Raw genomic sequence first — 11,928 nt, 5'->3', positions numbered from 1 at the left:
CACTTTAATCATTAATATGAGTGAGAAAAAGTACAAAACATATTATGATTTAGAAATTGACAAATTAATAGATGATATAAATTCTAATAATCACAAATTAGTGCTTCTTCAGTTTCCGGATGGACTAAAATATTACTCAAAAGAGATAATTGATGAACTAAAAGAAAAAACAAAAGCAGATTATTTTTCATATTTTGGTACATGTTTTGGTGCATGTGACATCCCTCACCACTTAGATAAATTGGGTTTTGACTTATGTGTTCAATGGGGTCATGCTGTATACATTAAGAAAAAGGAGATGTGGTAAAGAATGAAACAAGGCAAAATACTTAGTATTGGATTGTTAAGAAATTTGGAACAAATTTCTTCATTTTTGGAGGTGGTCCAAAAATGAAAATAAAATTATTAAATGCAAATTTTGGAATAGACTTCATAATACCACAAGATTTTACTAAAAAATTAAAAGAAACACTTGGTGAAAAAAAAACAATTGCTATATACTGCGCAATTCAATTTATTCCAAAATTAGAAATAGTAAAATCTCTTTTAGAAAAAGAAGGATACAATATAATAATTACTAAACCTCATAGAGCAGAATTTAAAGGACAAATTCTAGGGTGTGATTCCTATGTAGACAATTTAAATTTAGACATTTCAAAAGTTGATGGATTTGTATATATTGGTGATGGATATTTTCATCCAAATGCAATTCTACTAGCTCAAGAAAATCAGGATAAAATCAAGCCAGTAATTATTTTAAATATAGTTCAAGAATTAATTGAAGTAATAGATAAAACTCATATTGAAAAATACTTAAAAAAGAAAAAAGGAAATCTTTTAAAATTTTATACTTCAAACATTATCGGAGTTTTTGTTTCATCAAAATGGGGACAAGAATACAAAGAATCAGCTTTAAAATTAAAAGACCAATACAAAGATAAAGAATTTTATTATTTTGTTTCAGATAATTTCTTGGATAGTGAAATGGAAAATTTCCCATTCGTAGAATGTTGGGTAAATACTGCTTGTCCTAGAATTGGTCAAGATGACATATTAAGACATTCAAAACCTGTAATAAATATCAAAGACATTTTTTTATTGGAGTTCAAAAATGAGTAAAACTCTAATATTTGATGTAGATGGAACAATACTTAACAGTTTAGATTTATTAATTGATTGTCTATATTTAAATGCAAATAAATCTGGAATTGAAGTGAGTAAAAAAGGACTATACAATTTGATAGAAAATAAATCCTTGCATGATATAATCAAAGAATTTAAACTTAATAAATTACAGATATTATATATTGTTTGGAAAATAAAACGAGATTTTAATAAAAGGGACTCCGAAGTAAAACCTTTTGAAAGAATAAAAACTTTATTCGAACATCTAAAAAGTAAAAATCATAAACTATACATTTTAACTTCTAACAACAAAGAATTTGTTGAAAAAATATTCAAAAAAGAGAAATTAGATTTCTTTGACAAACAATACTACAAATCCTCTTTATTTGGAAAAGCAAAACACATTCAAAAAATAATTGATGAAAATAATCTAAATAAAGAAGAAGTATATTATGTTGGAGATGAGATTAGAGATATTGAAGCATCCAAAGCTGCAGGAGTAAAATGTATAAGTGTTAGTTGGGGTTATAACTCTAAAAAATTACTTGAAAAATTTAATCCAGATTATTTGGTAGAAAATATTCAAGAATTTAAAGAACTTTTATAAATATTAGATTTTTAAAAATTGTATGAATGAATATCTAAAATCTTTTCTGACAAATACTCTATCAGTTATGACTCTTTTAACAGTTGCTTTTTTATGGAATAACCCAAATCTAGTATTAGTTCTATTAATATTCTATGCATTTCTAATATTGTTTTTAATGAAAGATAAAGATATGATTCTAATATTTTTTATTTGTGGTTTAATGGGAGCAATCTCAGAAATAATTGCAATTTCATATGGAGCATGGACATATTCAAAGCCTAATTATTTTGGAATTCCAATATGGTTACTTGTTCTATGGGGAATTGCAACATTATTCATGATTAATTTTTCAAAGGAAATAATATTGTGGAAGAAAATTATTAAAAATTTATTTTAGTTCAAATATTTACAAAATTCTTGATCTATTTGGGAAAAACTAAATTCATTACCATTAATCAGAGTTTTATGATTATATAATATTCTATTTTTCATAAAAGCTTTTTTTTCTTCAATAAAATAATCTCTAATCTCATGATCTTTGATAAGTTTTAAAACTTTTTCGATAAATTTGATTCTATCTTCCTCAGTTTTATATTTAATAATGAAGTGGTGCCTTACATTCAATTTTTCTCCAGAAAGAATCGTAGGATTATTCGGATTATCTTCTACATCATTCATTTTATATTATTTTTAAATCTTATTTGTTTTTAAAGTTTGTTTATCTAATTAGAGTATTCACTATTTTTTTTTACCTAATTTTTTAAAATCTTTCATGCCTGATTTTTTCATCATTTTCATAATTTCTTGAGGATTCATATTATCCATATCGGGCATTGAACCAGGATCTTTTAACATAGTCATCATTTTTTTAGTCTGTTTAAAATGTTTTAGGAGTTCTCTTAAATCTGAAACTTGAGTTCCTGAACCTTGAGCAATTCTTTTGATTCTTGAAAGTTCAATTACTTCAGGATTTCTTTTTTCATATTTAGTCATTGAATCCATAATAAATTTCCATTTTTTCATCTTAGACTCTTGATTTTCCATCTGTGATTTATCAATCTTCAAACCTCCCATTCCGGGCATCATTCCCATAATTTTAGACATAGAACCCATTTTCTTCATAGCACCCATTTGCTCGTATAAATCATCAAGGTCAAAATTTCCTTTCATCATACGATCGGCCATGCCTCTAGCTTTATCTTCATCAATTGCAAGTTTTGCTTTTTCAAGAAGAGTATCAATATCACCCATGCCTAAAAGTTGGGATACAAATTTCTCAGAATTAAATCTTTCAAAATCTTCAGTTTTTTCACCAACACCAATAAATCTTACTGGAGCTTCAACAATAGAACAAGCACTAAGGGCGCCTCCACCTTTACCAGTTCCATCCATCTTAGTAATGATAACTCCTGTCACATTCAAATTATCTTTAAACGCTTCAGCTTGTCTTTGTGCAGTCTGTCCAACATCTGCACCCATAACTAAAAATGTATCTGTTGGGTCAACTATTTTATTCAAGTCAGTAATTTCATCTACAAGTTCTTTATTCAAACTATCTCTTCCAGCACTATCAATGATTACTATCTCAAATTTATCTAATTCTTTTTTGAATTTTTTATAAATTTCTTCCGGTTTCTTAGCAGTTTTATCTCCAAAAACTTGAATCTCAATTTTATCTCCAAGTTGTTTTAATTGGTCATATGCTGCAGGTCTCCATGTATCTGTTGAAATAAGTGCAACTTTTTTTGTTCTATTTTTAAAATAATTTCCTAATTTTCCTGAAGTAGTAGTCTTTCCTTGACCATACAAGCCAACAAGTAAAATTCTATTTTGTTTTTCACGCAATTCAAATTCTTTTCCATCTCCCAAAAAAGCAGACAATTCTTCATAAATAATTGTAATAAGTTGTTCTTTTTTCGTAAGATTCTCATTTCTCTCATTAATTGCTCTTTCACGAATTCTTTTTGTAACTTCAAGAACTAACCTAACATTAACATCAGAGCTCAAAAGAGCTTTTTGAATCTCTTTTAGAATTTCTTCAACTAAATTTCTATCAACTGTTAAAGAATTCCTAATCTTAGATAGTGTATCTTTCAAAGACCCACCTAAATTGTCAAGTACCATTTTTAATTTTAATATTTAAAATGGTCCCGAACAATTTTTAATTGTGACTGTACCATAAAATTATATATGAATTTACTTTTATAAAACTATTTAATTTTTCCAGAATTAAATTGTTCCAAACTTAGTGAATGAACTATTTAAAAATTAAATTGCTTCGAAAAAATGTTTTTTAAATTTTTGACCAAACTTTTTAAACTATTAAAAACCACCAATTCTATGTCTGAATTAAAACAAGTAATTCTAATTCGAAAAGACTTAGGAATGTCTAAAGGTAAAATTGCAGCTCAAGCAGCTCATGCAGCAGTTGAAGCAACACTTCGTTCAGACGATAGAATGGTTTCAAAGTGGAGAAATTCGGGTATGAAAAAAATTACTCTAAAGATTGAATCTGAAAAAGAATTATACAAATACCTTCAAGAAGCAAAAGATTTTGGACTAACAACTGCTCTAATAACTGATGCAGGAAGAACAGAAATTGCTCCTGGAACTCCAACTTGTCTTGCAATTGGTCCAGAAAATGAGGATAAAATAGACTCAATTACAGGCAAATTATCTAATTTTTAATATAGGAAAATTTCAGTCACAAATCAGAGATTTCTTCGGAAGTTTCTTTGTAAGAAACCTTTATAAAACAAATATAATTAATATTTACTTGTGGTGGGGTGGCCAAGTGGTTAAGGCAATAGGCTGCAACCCTGTGATCGAGGGTTCAAATCCCTCCCTCACCTATTTTCTATAAATTGTGATTGAAGGTTCAAACTATTTGAACCTAATTGAATTATTCAATTTGTTTAAAAATTTCCCGAATTTTTATTATTGTTCAAATTGTCCAGAAATTATTTCGAAGAAAAATTTCTCGTATCCCTCCCTCCTCTATTATTTTAAATTTTAGAAATATTTATAAGGTTCATATTTTAAACTAATATTTATATGAAAAGAATAATTATTAATGCGGATGATTTTGGATATAGTGTGATATTTAACGAATCTATTCTAAATTTAATTGAAAACAATCTTGTTACTTCAACAACTGTTATGGTAAATTGGGTAAGTGATGAACAAGAAGAGCAAATTAAAAAAATAATTGAATTAAAAGAAAAGTATAATTTGAGTATTGGTCTTCATTTAGAATTTAAAAATGAAAATTTTGAAAAAGAAATCGCAATCCAATATAATCATTTTTCAGACATATTCTCATTTAATCCATCTCACATAGATATTCATAAACCAAAAAAATCGGATGAAGAAATCTTAGTAATCTCAAATTTTTGTAAAGAGAATAATTTGCCTTGTAGAACTATGACCAATAAATTAAAAGATGTGAAAACTACAAACAAACTTTTCAACGGGACTGACTCATCTTTTGAGGATTTAGATGAAATGATAAAATCAATGCAAGAAGATGAGATATATGAAATTTTATTTCATCCAGGCACATATGATGAAAATTGCAAATCAAGTTTAAATGAGAAAAGAGAGTTAGACATTGAAAAAATTAAATATTTAGTTCCCAAATTAGATAAAAACAATATTCAATTAGTTAGCTATAATGATTTATAGAGTTAGTTAACTTATTAAATAAAGACTTCTTAATCTAACACATGGAAAAAAAAGAACAATTAATTGGTGAAATTATTTTAAAGTTTAATCAAGTAGAATTTTATCTAAAACAAATCCTAATAAAACACCTCAAACCTCAAAAAACTCAAGAACAATTCTATCATCAAATTCTATTCAATAACTCAATAATTAGTTTTAATTCAAAACTAAAGTTGTTTAGACATATAAACAATGAAAAGAAGTGGCTTGAAGGCAAAATCGCAAGAGAATTATTTGATGACCTATACTTTCTAAACAATATGAGAAATAGTCTCGTACATACTGAAAATGCTATTGAATTTGAAAAGGATAATTTGGGTAACATTCATGCAGCTCATGACATAATTGATTTTTTTAAACCTAATGGTAAATTTGATACTGTAAGAATAAATGAGATTATTGCTAAGTTTAATGAGAAGTATTCTAGTGTAAATAAAAAATTAATTGAGATATATGAAAAATAAATTTATTTCTTTTTATTTCTAAAAACTTGATAAATTCCATAAAATCCAACAAATATTAAAAATCCATTCAAAACTACAAATAACCAAACTTTTTCATATAAAGAATATATGAAAAGTGCACTGGACCCATAAACATTAAGTAAAGCAAAACTTTTATGGTCTTTTCCTAATCTATTTGTTGCCTCTAAAATAAAATTTAGAGCAATAACTAAAACTCCCGAAATACCTATAATTAACATGATTTGATCTAACATATCTTAAATTTAATTAATTTCAATTAATTTTATTGTCTAACATTTTCAAGTAGTGATAAATTAATATATTAAAATTAACTTTAAATATCATATGGATGACGAATATGAGTTAGTAGCAAAGAGTTCAATTAGAGATTTAAAGGAAGAAAATTCTAAATTGAAAAAAGAAAATGATCTCTTAAAACAAAAAACTCTCGTTCCTCAAAAACAAGCTCAACCAGATACAAAACTTCTTTCTCAAATAATTCAAGTAATAAATGAAGAATCAAAAAAAGAACGAGAAACAATAATTAACCATTTAGATGATATAAAAGATTTAAATAAATCAACATTAGATAATCTTGTAACTAAAACTCAGAGCCTAGATGATAGATTAGAGGGGATGATAGGATCACTCTCAGGACTTGTTGAATCTATGAAAGATATGCTAGATCATTCGTCTGACTCTAATATTGAATTAATTTCAATTGAGCTAAAAAATATAAATTCAAAATTAGAAAAGCAAATAACTCAACCAAATTCTTCAATTGAAACTAAATTAGAGGACATTGAGTTATTTCTAAAAAATTTAAGAATTCTTCTAAGTTATGTTAAACCAAATGATATAATGATTGATAAAAATCTTTAAATTTTCTTATTTAATGAAAAGAAAGATTTAAAAACTTCTTTTCTTGTTTAAATTATAGATATATGGGTGATGACAATTATTTAAGGGGTGGGACTACTACTACTAATATAATTAATGAAGTTCTAGGAGATAAAAAAAGTCTGTTATTTAAACCTGCAACAGAAGTTTTTTCAAAAAAAGTAGATATTAAAAAATTTTACAATGATCTTCATGACTTACTTGTAAATTTAAAATTCACTGATGTATGGAGTCCTGATGGAGATTATTTAGTAAAAGCAGGAGAATGGGTAGATAATAAAGAGCGAATAAATAGAAATTCAGATATGTTTGAAGTTGAACATGTTGTCGTTGAGAGAGGGTGGGCAAAAGAATTCGAATTTAAATGGAAATTCAAAAAAAATCTTCCTGAATCAGATTATGGTTCAATGGAATTTGAACTATATTTAGTTGTAAGAGATATGAAAGATGTTGAATTTTTAGATAAAAACAATAATAAAATCAAAACACAAATTGGAAAATGGGAATTTAGAAATAAGATGGAATATAAAAATACAGTTAATAAAAATTATCTAGATAAAATTCCCTTTGTAAAAGGAAGTCCTTTTTTAAAAAAAGTATATTTAGATAGGTTTTATCAGAAAAATCTTGAAAATGATATAAATACTTGTTTCAAATTAAAAGGAAAGATATATGAATTAATTCATTCTTATTTTAGGTAATTTTCAATCAAAATCTTTAAAAACCTCTTATAATTCTTATAAAGTATAAGTAATCCTCTGGTAGTGTAGTTCGGCCAATCATGCAGCCCTCTCAAGGCTGTGACCCGGGTTCAAATCCCGGCCAGAGGGCTTAATATTTTTCTAGAACAAACAATAATTAATTTAATTGTGATTTTTATTGTTTATATATGACAAAAAGAAAAATAATTTTAAATTTAGCTATTAGTTTAGATGGTTATATTTCAAGAGAAGATGGGAGCTTTGATTGGATAGTTAGAGATTCAGATAAAAGTCATGATACAAAAAATCAATTTAATTTTGAAATTTTTTTCGATTCTATTGATATTGTAGTTATGGGGAGAAAAGCATATTAAGATATTCCTGAAGAATCAATTAGAATGTTCAATGGTAAAAAAGTATATGTTGCAACATCTAAACAATTGAAATCAAAACTTAAAGATGTTAAATTTATATCAAAAGATATTTGTAATAAGATATTAGAATTAAAAAAAGGAGAAGGCAAAGATATTTGGTTATATGGTGGAGCAAGATTAACGGATTCATTTATTAAAGCAAATATTATAGATGAATATATTCTAGGCATTATTCCAATTATTTTAGGAAGTGGTAGGAAATTATTTTTAGAAAATAATCTTACAATAAAATTACACCTAGAAGAATCTACACTAAAAGAAGGAGTCATCATTTTAAGATATAATAAAAAAATCTAAATATATTTATTCTATCTCTATTGATAGTATTATTATTATTCTAAGTAAAAATTCAATTTTCTAAAATAGTAAACTTTCAAAGTTGACATTTTGTTCAGAATTATTTAAAATTAAGATTCGGAAGGTTTCGCAAATTTCTACTCCCTATTCACCAAATCTCGTATTTGAGTGCACCTGCTGGGATTCGAACCCAGATCACCGGCTTGGAAGGCCGGGATACTAGCCATTGTACTACAGGAGCTTGAATATATAAAATAATGATATGGAGTTTATAAATATTTTTATTTTATTTTTTCAACTCAATTGTTTGAGTTGGGAATGCCATACTGATTTTTGCTTTTTCAAATCCTTTCTTAATTGCAAAATTAATTTCATCTTTGAATTGTACTCTTTTACTCCAATCATCCATAGTTAGTTTTCCATAATAGATTACTTGAAGATCTAATGAGTATGCTCCAAAGTTATCAAACCAAACATCATGATTTCCAGCATCTGCATATTCATTTGAGTCAATTGCTTCTTGAATAATCTTTTTAGCTTCTTCTAATTTAGTTGCAGAAGTTGAATACTCAACTCCAATTGTCATTTTAACTTTAACTTTTGGAACTTTTGTTACATTCTCAACCATATTATCAGCAAGCATTGCATTAGGAATAGTCATTAAAGTTCCATCATAAGTTCGAACCTTTGTAGATCTTAATTTTAACTCTTCAATCTTTCCAGTAACTCCTTGAAATTGAATTCTCTCTCCTTTATTGAAAGTTTTATCAAATACTAAAGAGACTCCTGCAAAGAAGTTTTTTAGAATATCTTGAGCTGCAAGAGCAAATGCCAAACCTCCTACACCTAGTCCTGCTAATCCTGCTGAAACATTATATCCCAAATTTCCAAGTACTAACAATATACCAATTAAAAATAATGTAATTCTTACAATTTGCATAAGCAAATCAATTCCTGCTTCATTGATTCTTTTCTTATCGCTTTTCAAATAAAATCCAATCATCTCTGTTGAAAACTTAATTAAGAAATAAACTAGAGGAACTATAATGAAAAAATTGAATGCTTTTGTGAAGACTGGTGCATATTGACCTTGATTTAAAACACTAGAACCAAAATAAAATAGTCCTGCAAATACAAACATCGTAATTGAAGGATTAATACTGTTGAAAAATATATCATCAAGTTTAAAAGCAGTTTTGGTAGCCCATTTCTTTAAATAATTTTGTAAAATATATATGATAAGTTTTCCTAAAGGATATGTCATTAATAGAGCTATTAAAAAAACTAGATATCTCCAAACTTCATTCAAACCAACCTGGTAATTTATAATTGTAATTAAATCAAAAGCCATTATTTATTTCTTATTCTCCATTTGTTTCTTAATCATATCACCTAGACTCATAGGTTTATTGTCTAATTCCTCATTTACCATTACATCACCTAAATCTTGAGCTTCTCTGTATTCTAATATTGTAATTTCAAAAAAAGTTTCAAGTCTTCTAGCTACAGTAACATCAGGTTTGATCTTTCCTGTAAAATATTTATTCAAAGTACTCTCTTTAATATTTAACATCCTAGCCAATTGATGTATATTTAAACCTTTCTTTGCAAGTGCAGAATTAATAACTGGAGCATAATTAGAAATAACTTCCATTTCAACACTTCCTTCTTTTGTTCTCTTCCTAAATGAATGGGAAAGAGATGCTGGACTTTCCCTATTAACCTCAGAACCAAGCGCTTTACACTTGCCACAAGCTTGCATATTAGAACCAGCAACTTTAACAGTTGTAGTCGTGTCTACAATTTTCCCACAAAGCTCACATGTACCCATAATTATTATTATATTTAATTGTTAATAAAGATTATGATTATAATAATCAAGTTTATTAATTCATATTTATTCTTATTAATATATAAAATTAAAAAATGGTTAAAAAAAATGTTAATTTAATGGATTTTGGTGGAAACCCAAATATTGGTATTTATATGTTTGTTAATGACAAATTTTGTTTAATTGGACATGAGATTTCTGATGAAAAAAAGAAAGAAATAGAAAAAACTTTTAATGTGCCTGTGTACACTGTATCAGTTTTAGGAACTGAATTAATTGGCCTATTTATTTCAGGAAATACTGAAATTTTAATAGTTCCTTCAATGTATGAATATGAACAAAAAGAATTAGAAGAAATCTGTAAAACTCATGAAGTAAAATTAATTGTAATTAAAGACTTACAAAACACTTATGGAAGCAATATTTGTGTAGGTAATGGAAAAATTTTAATTAATTTTGAATACTCAGAAGAGTTTGAATCTGAAATCAAGAAACAAACTAAATACAAAATCATTCGAATTGAAAATCCTATATTCAAATCAATTGGAGCTACATGTAGATTTATGAATAATAAATACTTCTTCTCTCAAGAATATGAAGAAGATCAAGTTAAACCTATTCTAAAAGAAATTGGTGGAGTTGGAACAATAAATCAAGGAAGTTATTACATTGCATCAGGAGTAGTAGGGAATAGTTTTGGTTTAATTATTGGTACGATGAGTTCAACAGTAGAAATTCAAAATATTGTTGAGAGTTTAGATTATCTTTAAATTTCTTCAAATAATTTTTAATAGTTCTTTAGCAATCTCTTTAATATTTAAATTTTTAGTAAAGAATATTTTTTTTGTAAATTTTTTATGAAGTAGAAATGAAGTTTCAATATCAATAATCTTTAGTTTTTGTTTTGTTCTCTTCTCTAAGATTATTTTAGACAACATAAAATTAGTATAAGGAAACAATAGTATAACATTTTTCTCTTTTAAAACTTCTTTAATTTCAATGAGTCTTTTTGAAGTTTGATTTTGAAGAAGTCCTGCTCCATTAGAAATAACTACTTCTTTTTTGGAGTATATAAAATCTTTTAAAACATTAAATTCAATTTCTTGTTTTTTCTCAAATTCTTCTTTTGTATAGATATCCTTTGCAGGAAATATCAAATTTTGGTGAATATAAGTATCAATATTAATAAATTCAATTTCTAGTAATTTTGCAAGTTCAATACCTATTGATGTTTTACCAACTCCTCTAGGGCCTATTAAAATAACTTGCTTCATAGAAATTTCAGAATTCAAAACTTTAAATACTTTAGGATAAAAGCAATATTAAATTTTTATTTTATTTTCCAAGAAAATAACTAAAAATCTTTTTCAAGATTTTTATTTTGTAACAAGAACTTTCGGTTTTTTAATAATATTATTTCTATATTTGAAACCTTTTTTTACTGTATTAATAATTATTCCTTTCTTCATTCCTTTAGCATCTTGATAAGAAGCTATTTCGTGCAATTCTGGATCAAACATCCTATCTTCAGCATCATAAGTTTCAATTGAAAAATTAGTCATTACAGATTTCATATCTTTTTCTACTTTATTTAAACTAATTAAAAGTCTTTGAGTCTCTTTATCTGATGCCTTTACTTTGAAACTATCTGATTTTGCAGTCTCAACATCTTCATAAAGATTAATTAAATGTTTTGCCATAATCTCATGTACTTTTTCTTTATGATGTTGCATCTCCTTTGTATGCTTCTCCTTTAATTTGATGTTCTCCATCTTGATTTGAGAGTATTTGTAATATAATATTTCATACTTTTCATCTGTTTTAGAGAACGCTTCTCTGATCTTGTCAAATACCATAAGAAAAT

17 protein-coding genes, 3 tRNA genes and 1 pseudogene are annotated in these 11,928 nt (G+C 26.4%); 13 read left to right on the top strand and 8 right to left on the bottom strand.

All coding sequences use genetic code 11. From position 1 onward, the window contains the following. Window positions 1–16: 16 nt before the first annotated feature. From PF569_07575 to PF569_07560, 4 genes are all read left to right on the top strand, one after another. The gene (locus PF569_07575) at window positions 17–307 is read left to right on the top strand and encodes a diphthamide synthesis protein (protein MDA3856091.1); all 291 of its coding nucleotides are present in this window, start codon (window positions 17–19) and stop codon (window positions 305–307) included. A gap of 83 nt (window positions 308–390) precedes the next feature. Further along, on the top strand, window positions 391–1,119 hold the full coding sequence (locus PF569_07570; protein ID MDA3856090.1) for a diphthamide synthesis protein: 729 nt from the start codon (window positions 391–393) through the stop codon (window positions 1,117–1,119). Continuing rightward, on the top strand, window positions 1,112–1,732 hold the full coding sequence (locus tag PF569_07565; protein MDA3856089.1) for an HAD-IA family hydrolase: 621 nt from the start codon (window positions 1,112–1,114) through the stop codon (window positions 1,730–1,732). Before PF569_07570 ends, PF569_07565 begins: the two co-directional genes overlap by 8 nt. Before the next feature lie 22 nt (window positions 1,733–1,754). After that, window positions 1,755–2,111, top strand: coding sequence for a DUF2878 family protein (locus tag PF569_07560; GenBank protein MDA3856088.1), 357 nt, complete (start codon window positions 1,755–1,757; stop codon window positions 2,109–2,111). Here PF569_07560 and PF569_07555 read toward each other — a convergent pair. Continuing rightward, window positions 2,108–2,392 carry a hypothetical protein gene (locus PF569_07555; protein ID MDA3856087.1) on the bottom strand — a complete coding sequence of 95 codons (285 nt, stop codon included), beginning with the start codon at window positions 2,390–2,392 and terminating at the stop codon, window positions 2,108–2,110. The two genes, PF569_07560 and PF569_07555, sit on opposite strands and share 4 nt — an antisense overlap. A gap of 60 nt (window positions 2,393–2,452) precedes the next feature. Beyond that, window positions 2,453–3,838 (bottom strand): signal recognition particle receptor subunit alpha, encoded by a 1,386-nt coding sequence (locus PF569_07550; protein MDA3856086.1) that lies wholly within the window; start codon window positions 3,836–3,838, stop codon window positions 2,453–2,455. Window positions 3,839–4,054: 216 nt separating this feature from the next. Between PF569_07550 and pth2 the strand changes: the two genes are divergently transcribed. From pth2 to PF569_07530, 4 genes are all read left to right on the top strand, one after another. Continuing rightward, window positions 4,055–4,402: a peptidyl-tRNA hydrolase Pth2 gene (gene pth2, locus PF569_07545; protein ID MDA3856085.1), complete on the top strand. Its 348-nt coding sequence runs from the start codon at window positions 4,055–4,057 to the stop codon at window positions 4,400–4,402. A 92-nt stretch (window positions 4,403–4,494) separates the two neighbouring features. Next, window positions 4,495–4,566 (top strand) — tRNA-Cys (locus PF569_07540). A gap of 202 nt (window positions 4,567–4,768) precedes the next feature. Further along, window positions 4,769–5,398, top strand: coding sequence for a ChbG/HpnK family deacetylase (locus PF569_07535; protein MDA3856084.1), 630 nt, complete (start codon window positions 4,769–4,771; stop codon window positions 5,396–5,398). A 41-nt stretch (window positions 5,399–5,439) separates the two neighbouring features. Further along, window positions 5,440–5,901, top strand: a complete 462-nt coding sequence (locus tag PF569_07530; GenBank protein MDA3856083.1) for a hypothetical protein — start codon at window positions 5,440–5,442, stop codon at window positions 5,899–5,901. A gap of 2 nt (window positions 5,902–5,903) precedes the next feature. Here PF569_07530 and PF569_07525 read toward each other — a convergent pair whose 3' ends face one another. Continuing rightward, window positions 5,904–6,155, bottom strand: coding sequence for a hypothetical protein (locus PF569_07525; GenBank protein ID MDA3856082.1), 252 nt, complete (start codon window positions 6,153–6,155; stop codon window positions 5,904–5,906). A 91-nt stretch (window positions 6,156–6,246) separates the two neighbouring features. Between PF569_07525 and PF569_07520 the strand changes: the two genes are divergently transcribed. From PF569_07520 to PF569_07505, 4 genes and pseudogenes are all read left to right on the top strand, one after another. After that, the gene (locus PF569_07520; GenBank protein ID MDA3856081.1) at window positions 6,247–6,783 is read left to right on the top strand and encodes a hypothetical protein; all 537 of its coding nucleotides are present in this window, start codon (window positions 6,247–6,249) and stop codon (window positions 6,781–6,783) included. A 62-nt stretch (window positions 6,784–6,845) separates the two neighbouring features. Next, a complete protein-coding gene (locus PF569_07515; GenBank protein ID MDA3856080.1) occupies window positions 6,846–7,502 on the top strand; it encodes a hypothetical protein in 657 nt (218 codons plus the stop codon). A gap of 54 nt (window positions 7,503–7,556) precedes the next feature. Then, a tRNA-Glu gene (locus PF569_07510) sits at window positions 7,557–7,631 on the top strand. A 59-nt stretch (window positions 7,632–7,690) separates the two neighbouring features. Beyond that, window positions 7,691–8,233, top strand: a pseudogene (locus tag PF569_07505) (dihydrofolate reductase family protein). Window positions 8,234–8,402: 169 nt separating this feature from the next. On the opposite strand, the gene PF569_07500 reads toward PF569_07505, so the two are convergent. The 3 genes from PF569_07500 to PF569_07490 all read right to left on the bottom strand — a co-directional run bounded on the left by PF569_07500 (window position 8,403) and on the right by PF569_07490 (window position 10,064). After that, window positions 8,403–8,474, bottom strand: a tRNA-Gly gene (locus PF569_07500). A gap of 45 nt (window positions 8,475–8,519) precedes the next feature. Further along, a complete protein-coding gene (locus PF569_07495) occupies window positions 8,520–9,584 on the bottom strand; it encodes a mechanosensitive ion channel family protein (protein MDA3856079.1) in 1,065 nt (354 codons plus the stop codon). A gap of 3 nt (window positions 9,585–9,587) precedes the next feature. Continuing rightward, window positions 9,588–10,064 carry a multiprotein-bridging factor 1 family protein gene (locus tag PF569_07490; GenBank protein MDA3856078.1) on the bottom strand — a complete coding sequence of 159 codons (477 nt, stop codon included), beginning with the start codon at window positions 10,062–10,064 and terminating at the stop codon, window positions 9,588–9,590. 95 nt (window positions 10,065–10,159) lie between these two features. On the opposite strand from PF569_07490, the gene PF569_07485 reads away from it, so the two are divergent. After that, entirely contained in the window at window positions 10,160–10,834 is a 675-nt protein-coding gene (locus PF569_07485) for a hypothetical protein (protein ID MDA3856077.1), read from the top strand. 6 nt (window positions 10,835–10,840) lie between these two features. Here the strand turns inward: PF569_07485 and PF569_07480 are convergent, their stop codons facing one another. Together PF569_07480 and grpE are read right to left on the bottom strand one after the other, a co-directional pair. After that, window positions 10,841–11,338, bottom strand: coding sequence for a hypothetical protein (locus PF569_07480; protein ID MDA3856076.1), 498 nt, complete (start codon window positions 11,336–11,338; stop codon window positions 10,841–10,843). A gap of 102 nt (window positions 11,339–11,440) precedes the next feature. After that, the gene (grpE, locus tag PF569_07475; protein MDA3856075.1) at window positions 11,441–11,920 is read right to left on the bottom strand and encodes a nucleotide exchange factor GrpE; all 480 of its coding nucleotides are present in this window, start codon (window positions 11,918–11,920) and stop codon (window positions 11,441–11,443) included. Window positions 11,921–11,928 lie beyond the last annotated feature (8 nt).

The organism is Candidatus Woesearchaeota archaeon (assembly GCA_027858315.1).
Taxonomy (GTDB): Archaea; Nanobdellota; Nanobdellia; order Woesearchaeales; family UBA583; genus UBA583.
Note: the sequence above shows the minus strand (reverse complement) of the source record. Positions and strands in the feature narration are given on the sequence as shown.

What these genes read in the sequence shown, in the direction of transcription:
- PF569_07575 (MDA3856091.1), top strand. Translation starts at nt 17, where the DNA reads ATGAGTGAGAAAAAGTACAAAACATATTATGATTTAGAAATTGACAAA.
- PF569_07495 (MDA3856079.1), bottom strand. Translation starts at nt 9,584, where the DNA reads ATGGCTTTTGATTTAATTACAATTATAAATTACCAGGTTGGTTTGAAT.
- PF569_07555 (MDA3856087.1), bottom strand. Translation starts at nt 2,392, where the DNA reads ATGAATGATGTAGAAGATAATCCGAATAATCCTACGATTCTTTCTGGA.
- PF569_07525 (MDA3856082.1), bottom strand. Translation starts at nt 6,155, where the DNA reads ATGTTAGATCAAATCATGTTAATTATAGGTATTTCGGGAGTTTTAGTT.
- pth2 (MDA3856085.1), top strand. Translation starts at nt 4,055, where the DNA reads ATGTCTGAATTAAAACAAGTAATTCTAATTCGAAAAGACTTAGGAATG.
- PF569_07515 (MDA3856080.1), top strand. Translation starts at nt 6,846, where the DNA reads ATGGGTGATGACAATTATTTAAGGGGTGGGACTACTACTACTAATATA.
- PF569_07480 (MDA3856076.1), bottom strand. Translation starts at nt 11,338, where the DNA reads ATGAAGCAAGTTATTTTAATAGGCCCTAGAGGAGTTGGTAAAACATCA.
- PF569_07535 (MDA3856084.1), top strand. Translation starts at nt 4,769, where the DNA reads ATGAAAAGAATAATTATTAATGCGGATGATTTTGGATATAGTGTGATA.
- PF569_07565 (MDA3856089.1), top strand. Translation starts at nt 1,112, where the DNA reads ATGAGTAAAACTCTAATATTTGATGTAGATGGAACAATACTTAACAGT.
- PF569_07560 (MDA3856088.1), top strand. Translation starts at nt 1,755, where the DNA reads ATGAATGAATATCTAAAATCTTTTCTGACAAATACTCTATCAGTTATG.
- PF569_07490 (MDA3856078.1), bottom strand. Translation starts at nt 10,064, where the DNA reads ATGGGTACATGTGAGCTTTGTGGGAAAATTGTAGACACGACTACAACT.
- PF569_07485 (MDA3856077.1), top strand. Translation starts at nt 10,160, where the DNA reads ATGGTTAAAAAAAATGTTAATTTAATGGATTTTGGTGGAAACCCAAAT.
- PF569_07550 (MDA3856086.1), bottom strand. Translation starts at nt 3,838, where the DNA reads ATGGTACTTGACAATTTAGGTGGGTCTTTGAAAGATACACTATCTAAG.
- PF569_07520 (MDA3856081.1), top strand. Translation starts at nt 6,247, where the DNA reads ATGGATGACGAATATGAGTTAGTAGCAAAGAGTTCAATTAGAGATTTA.
- PF569_07570 (MDA3856090.1), top strand. Translation starts at nt 391, where the DNA reads ATGAAAATAAAATTATTAAATGCAAATTTTGGAATAGACTTCATAATA.
- PF569_07530 (MDA3856083.1), top strand. Translation starts at nt 5,440, where the DNA reads ATGGAAAAAAAAGAACAATTAATTGGTGAAATTATTTTAAAGTTTAAT.
- grpE (MDA3856075.1), bottom strand. Translation starts at nt 11,920, where the DNA reads ATGGTATTTGACAAGATCAGAGAAGCGTTCTCTAAAACAGATGAAAAG.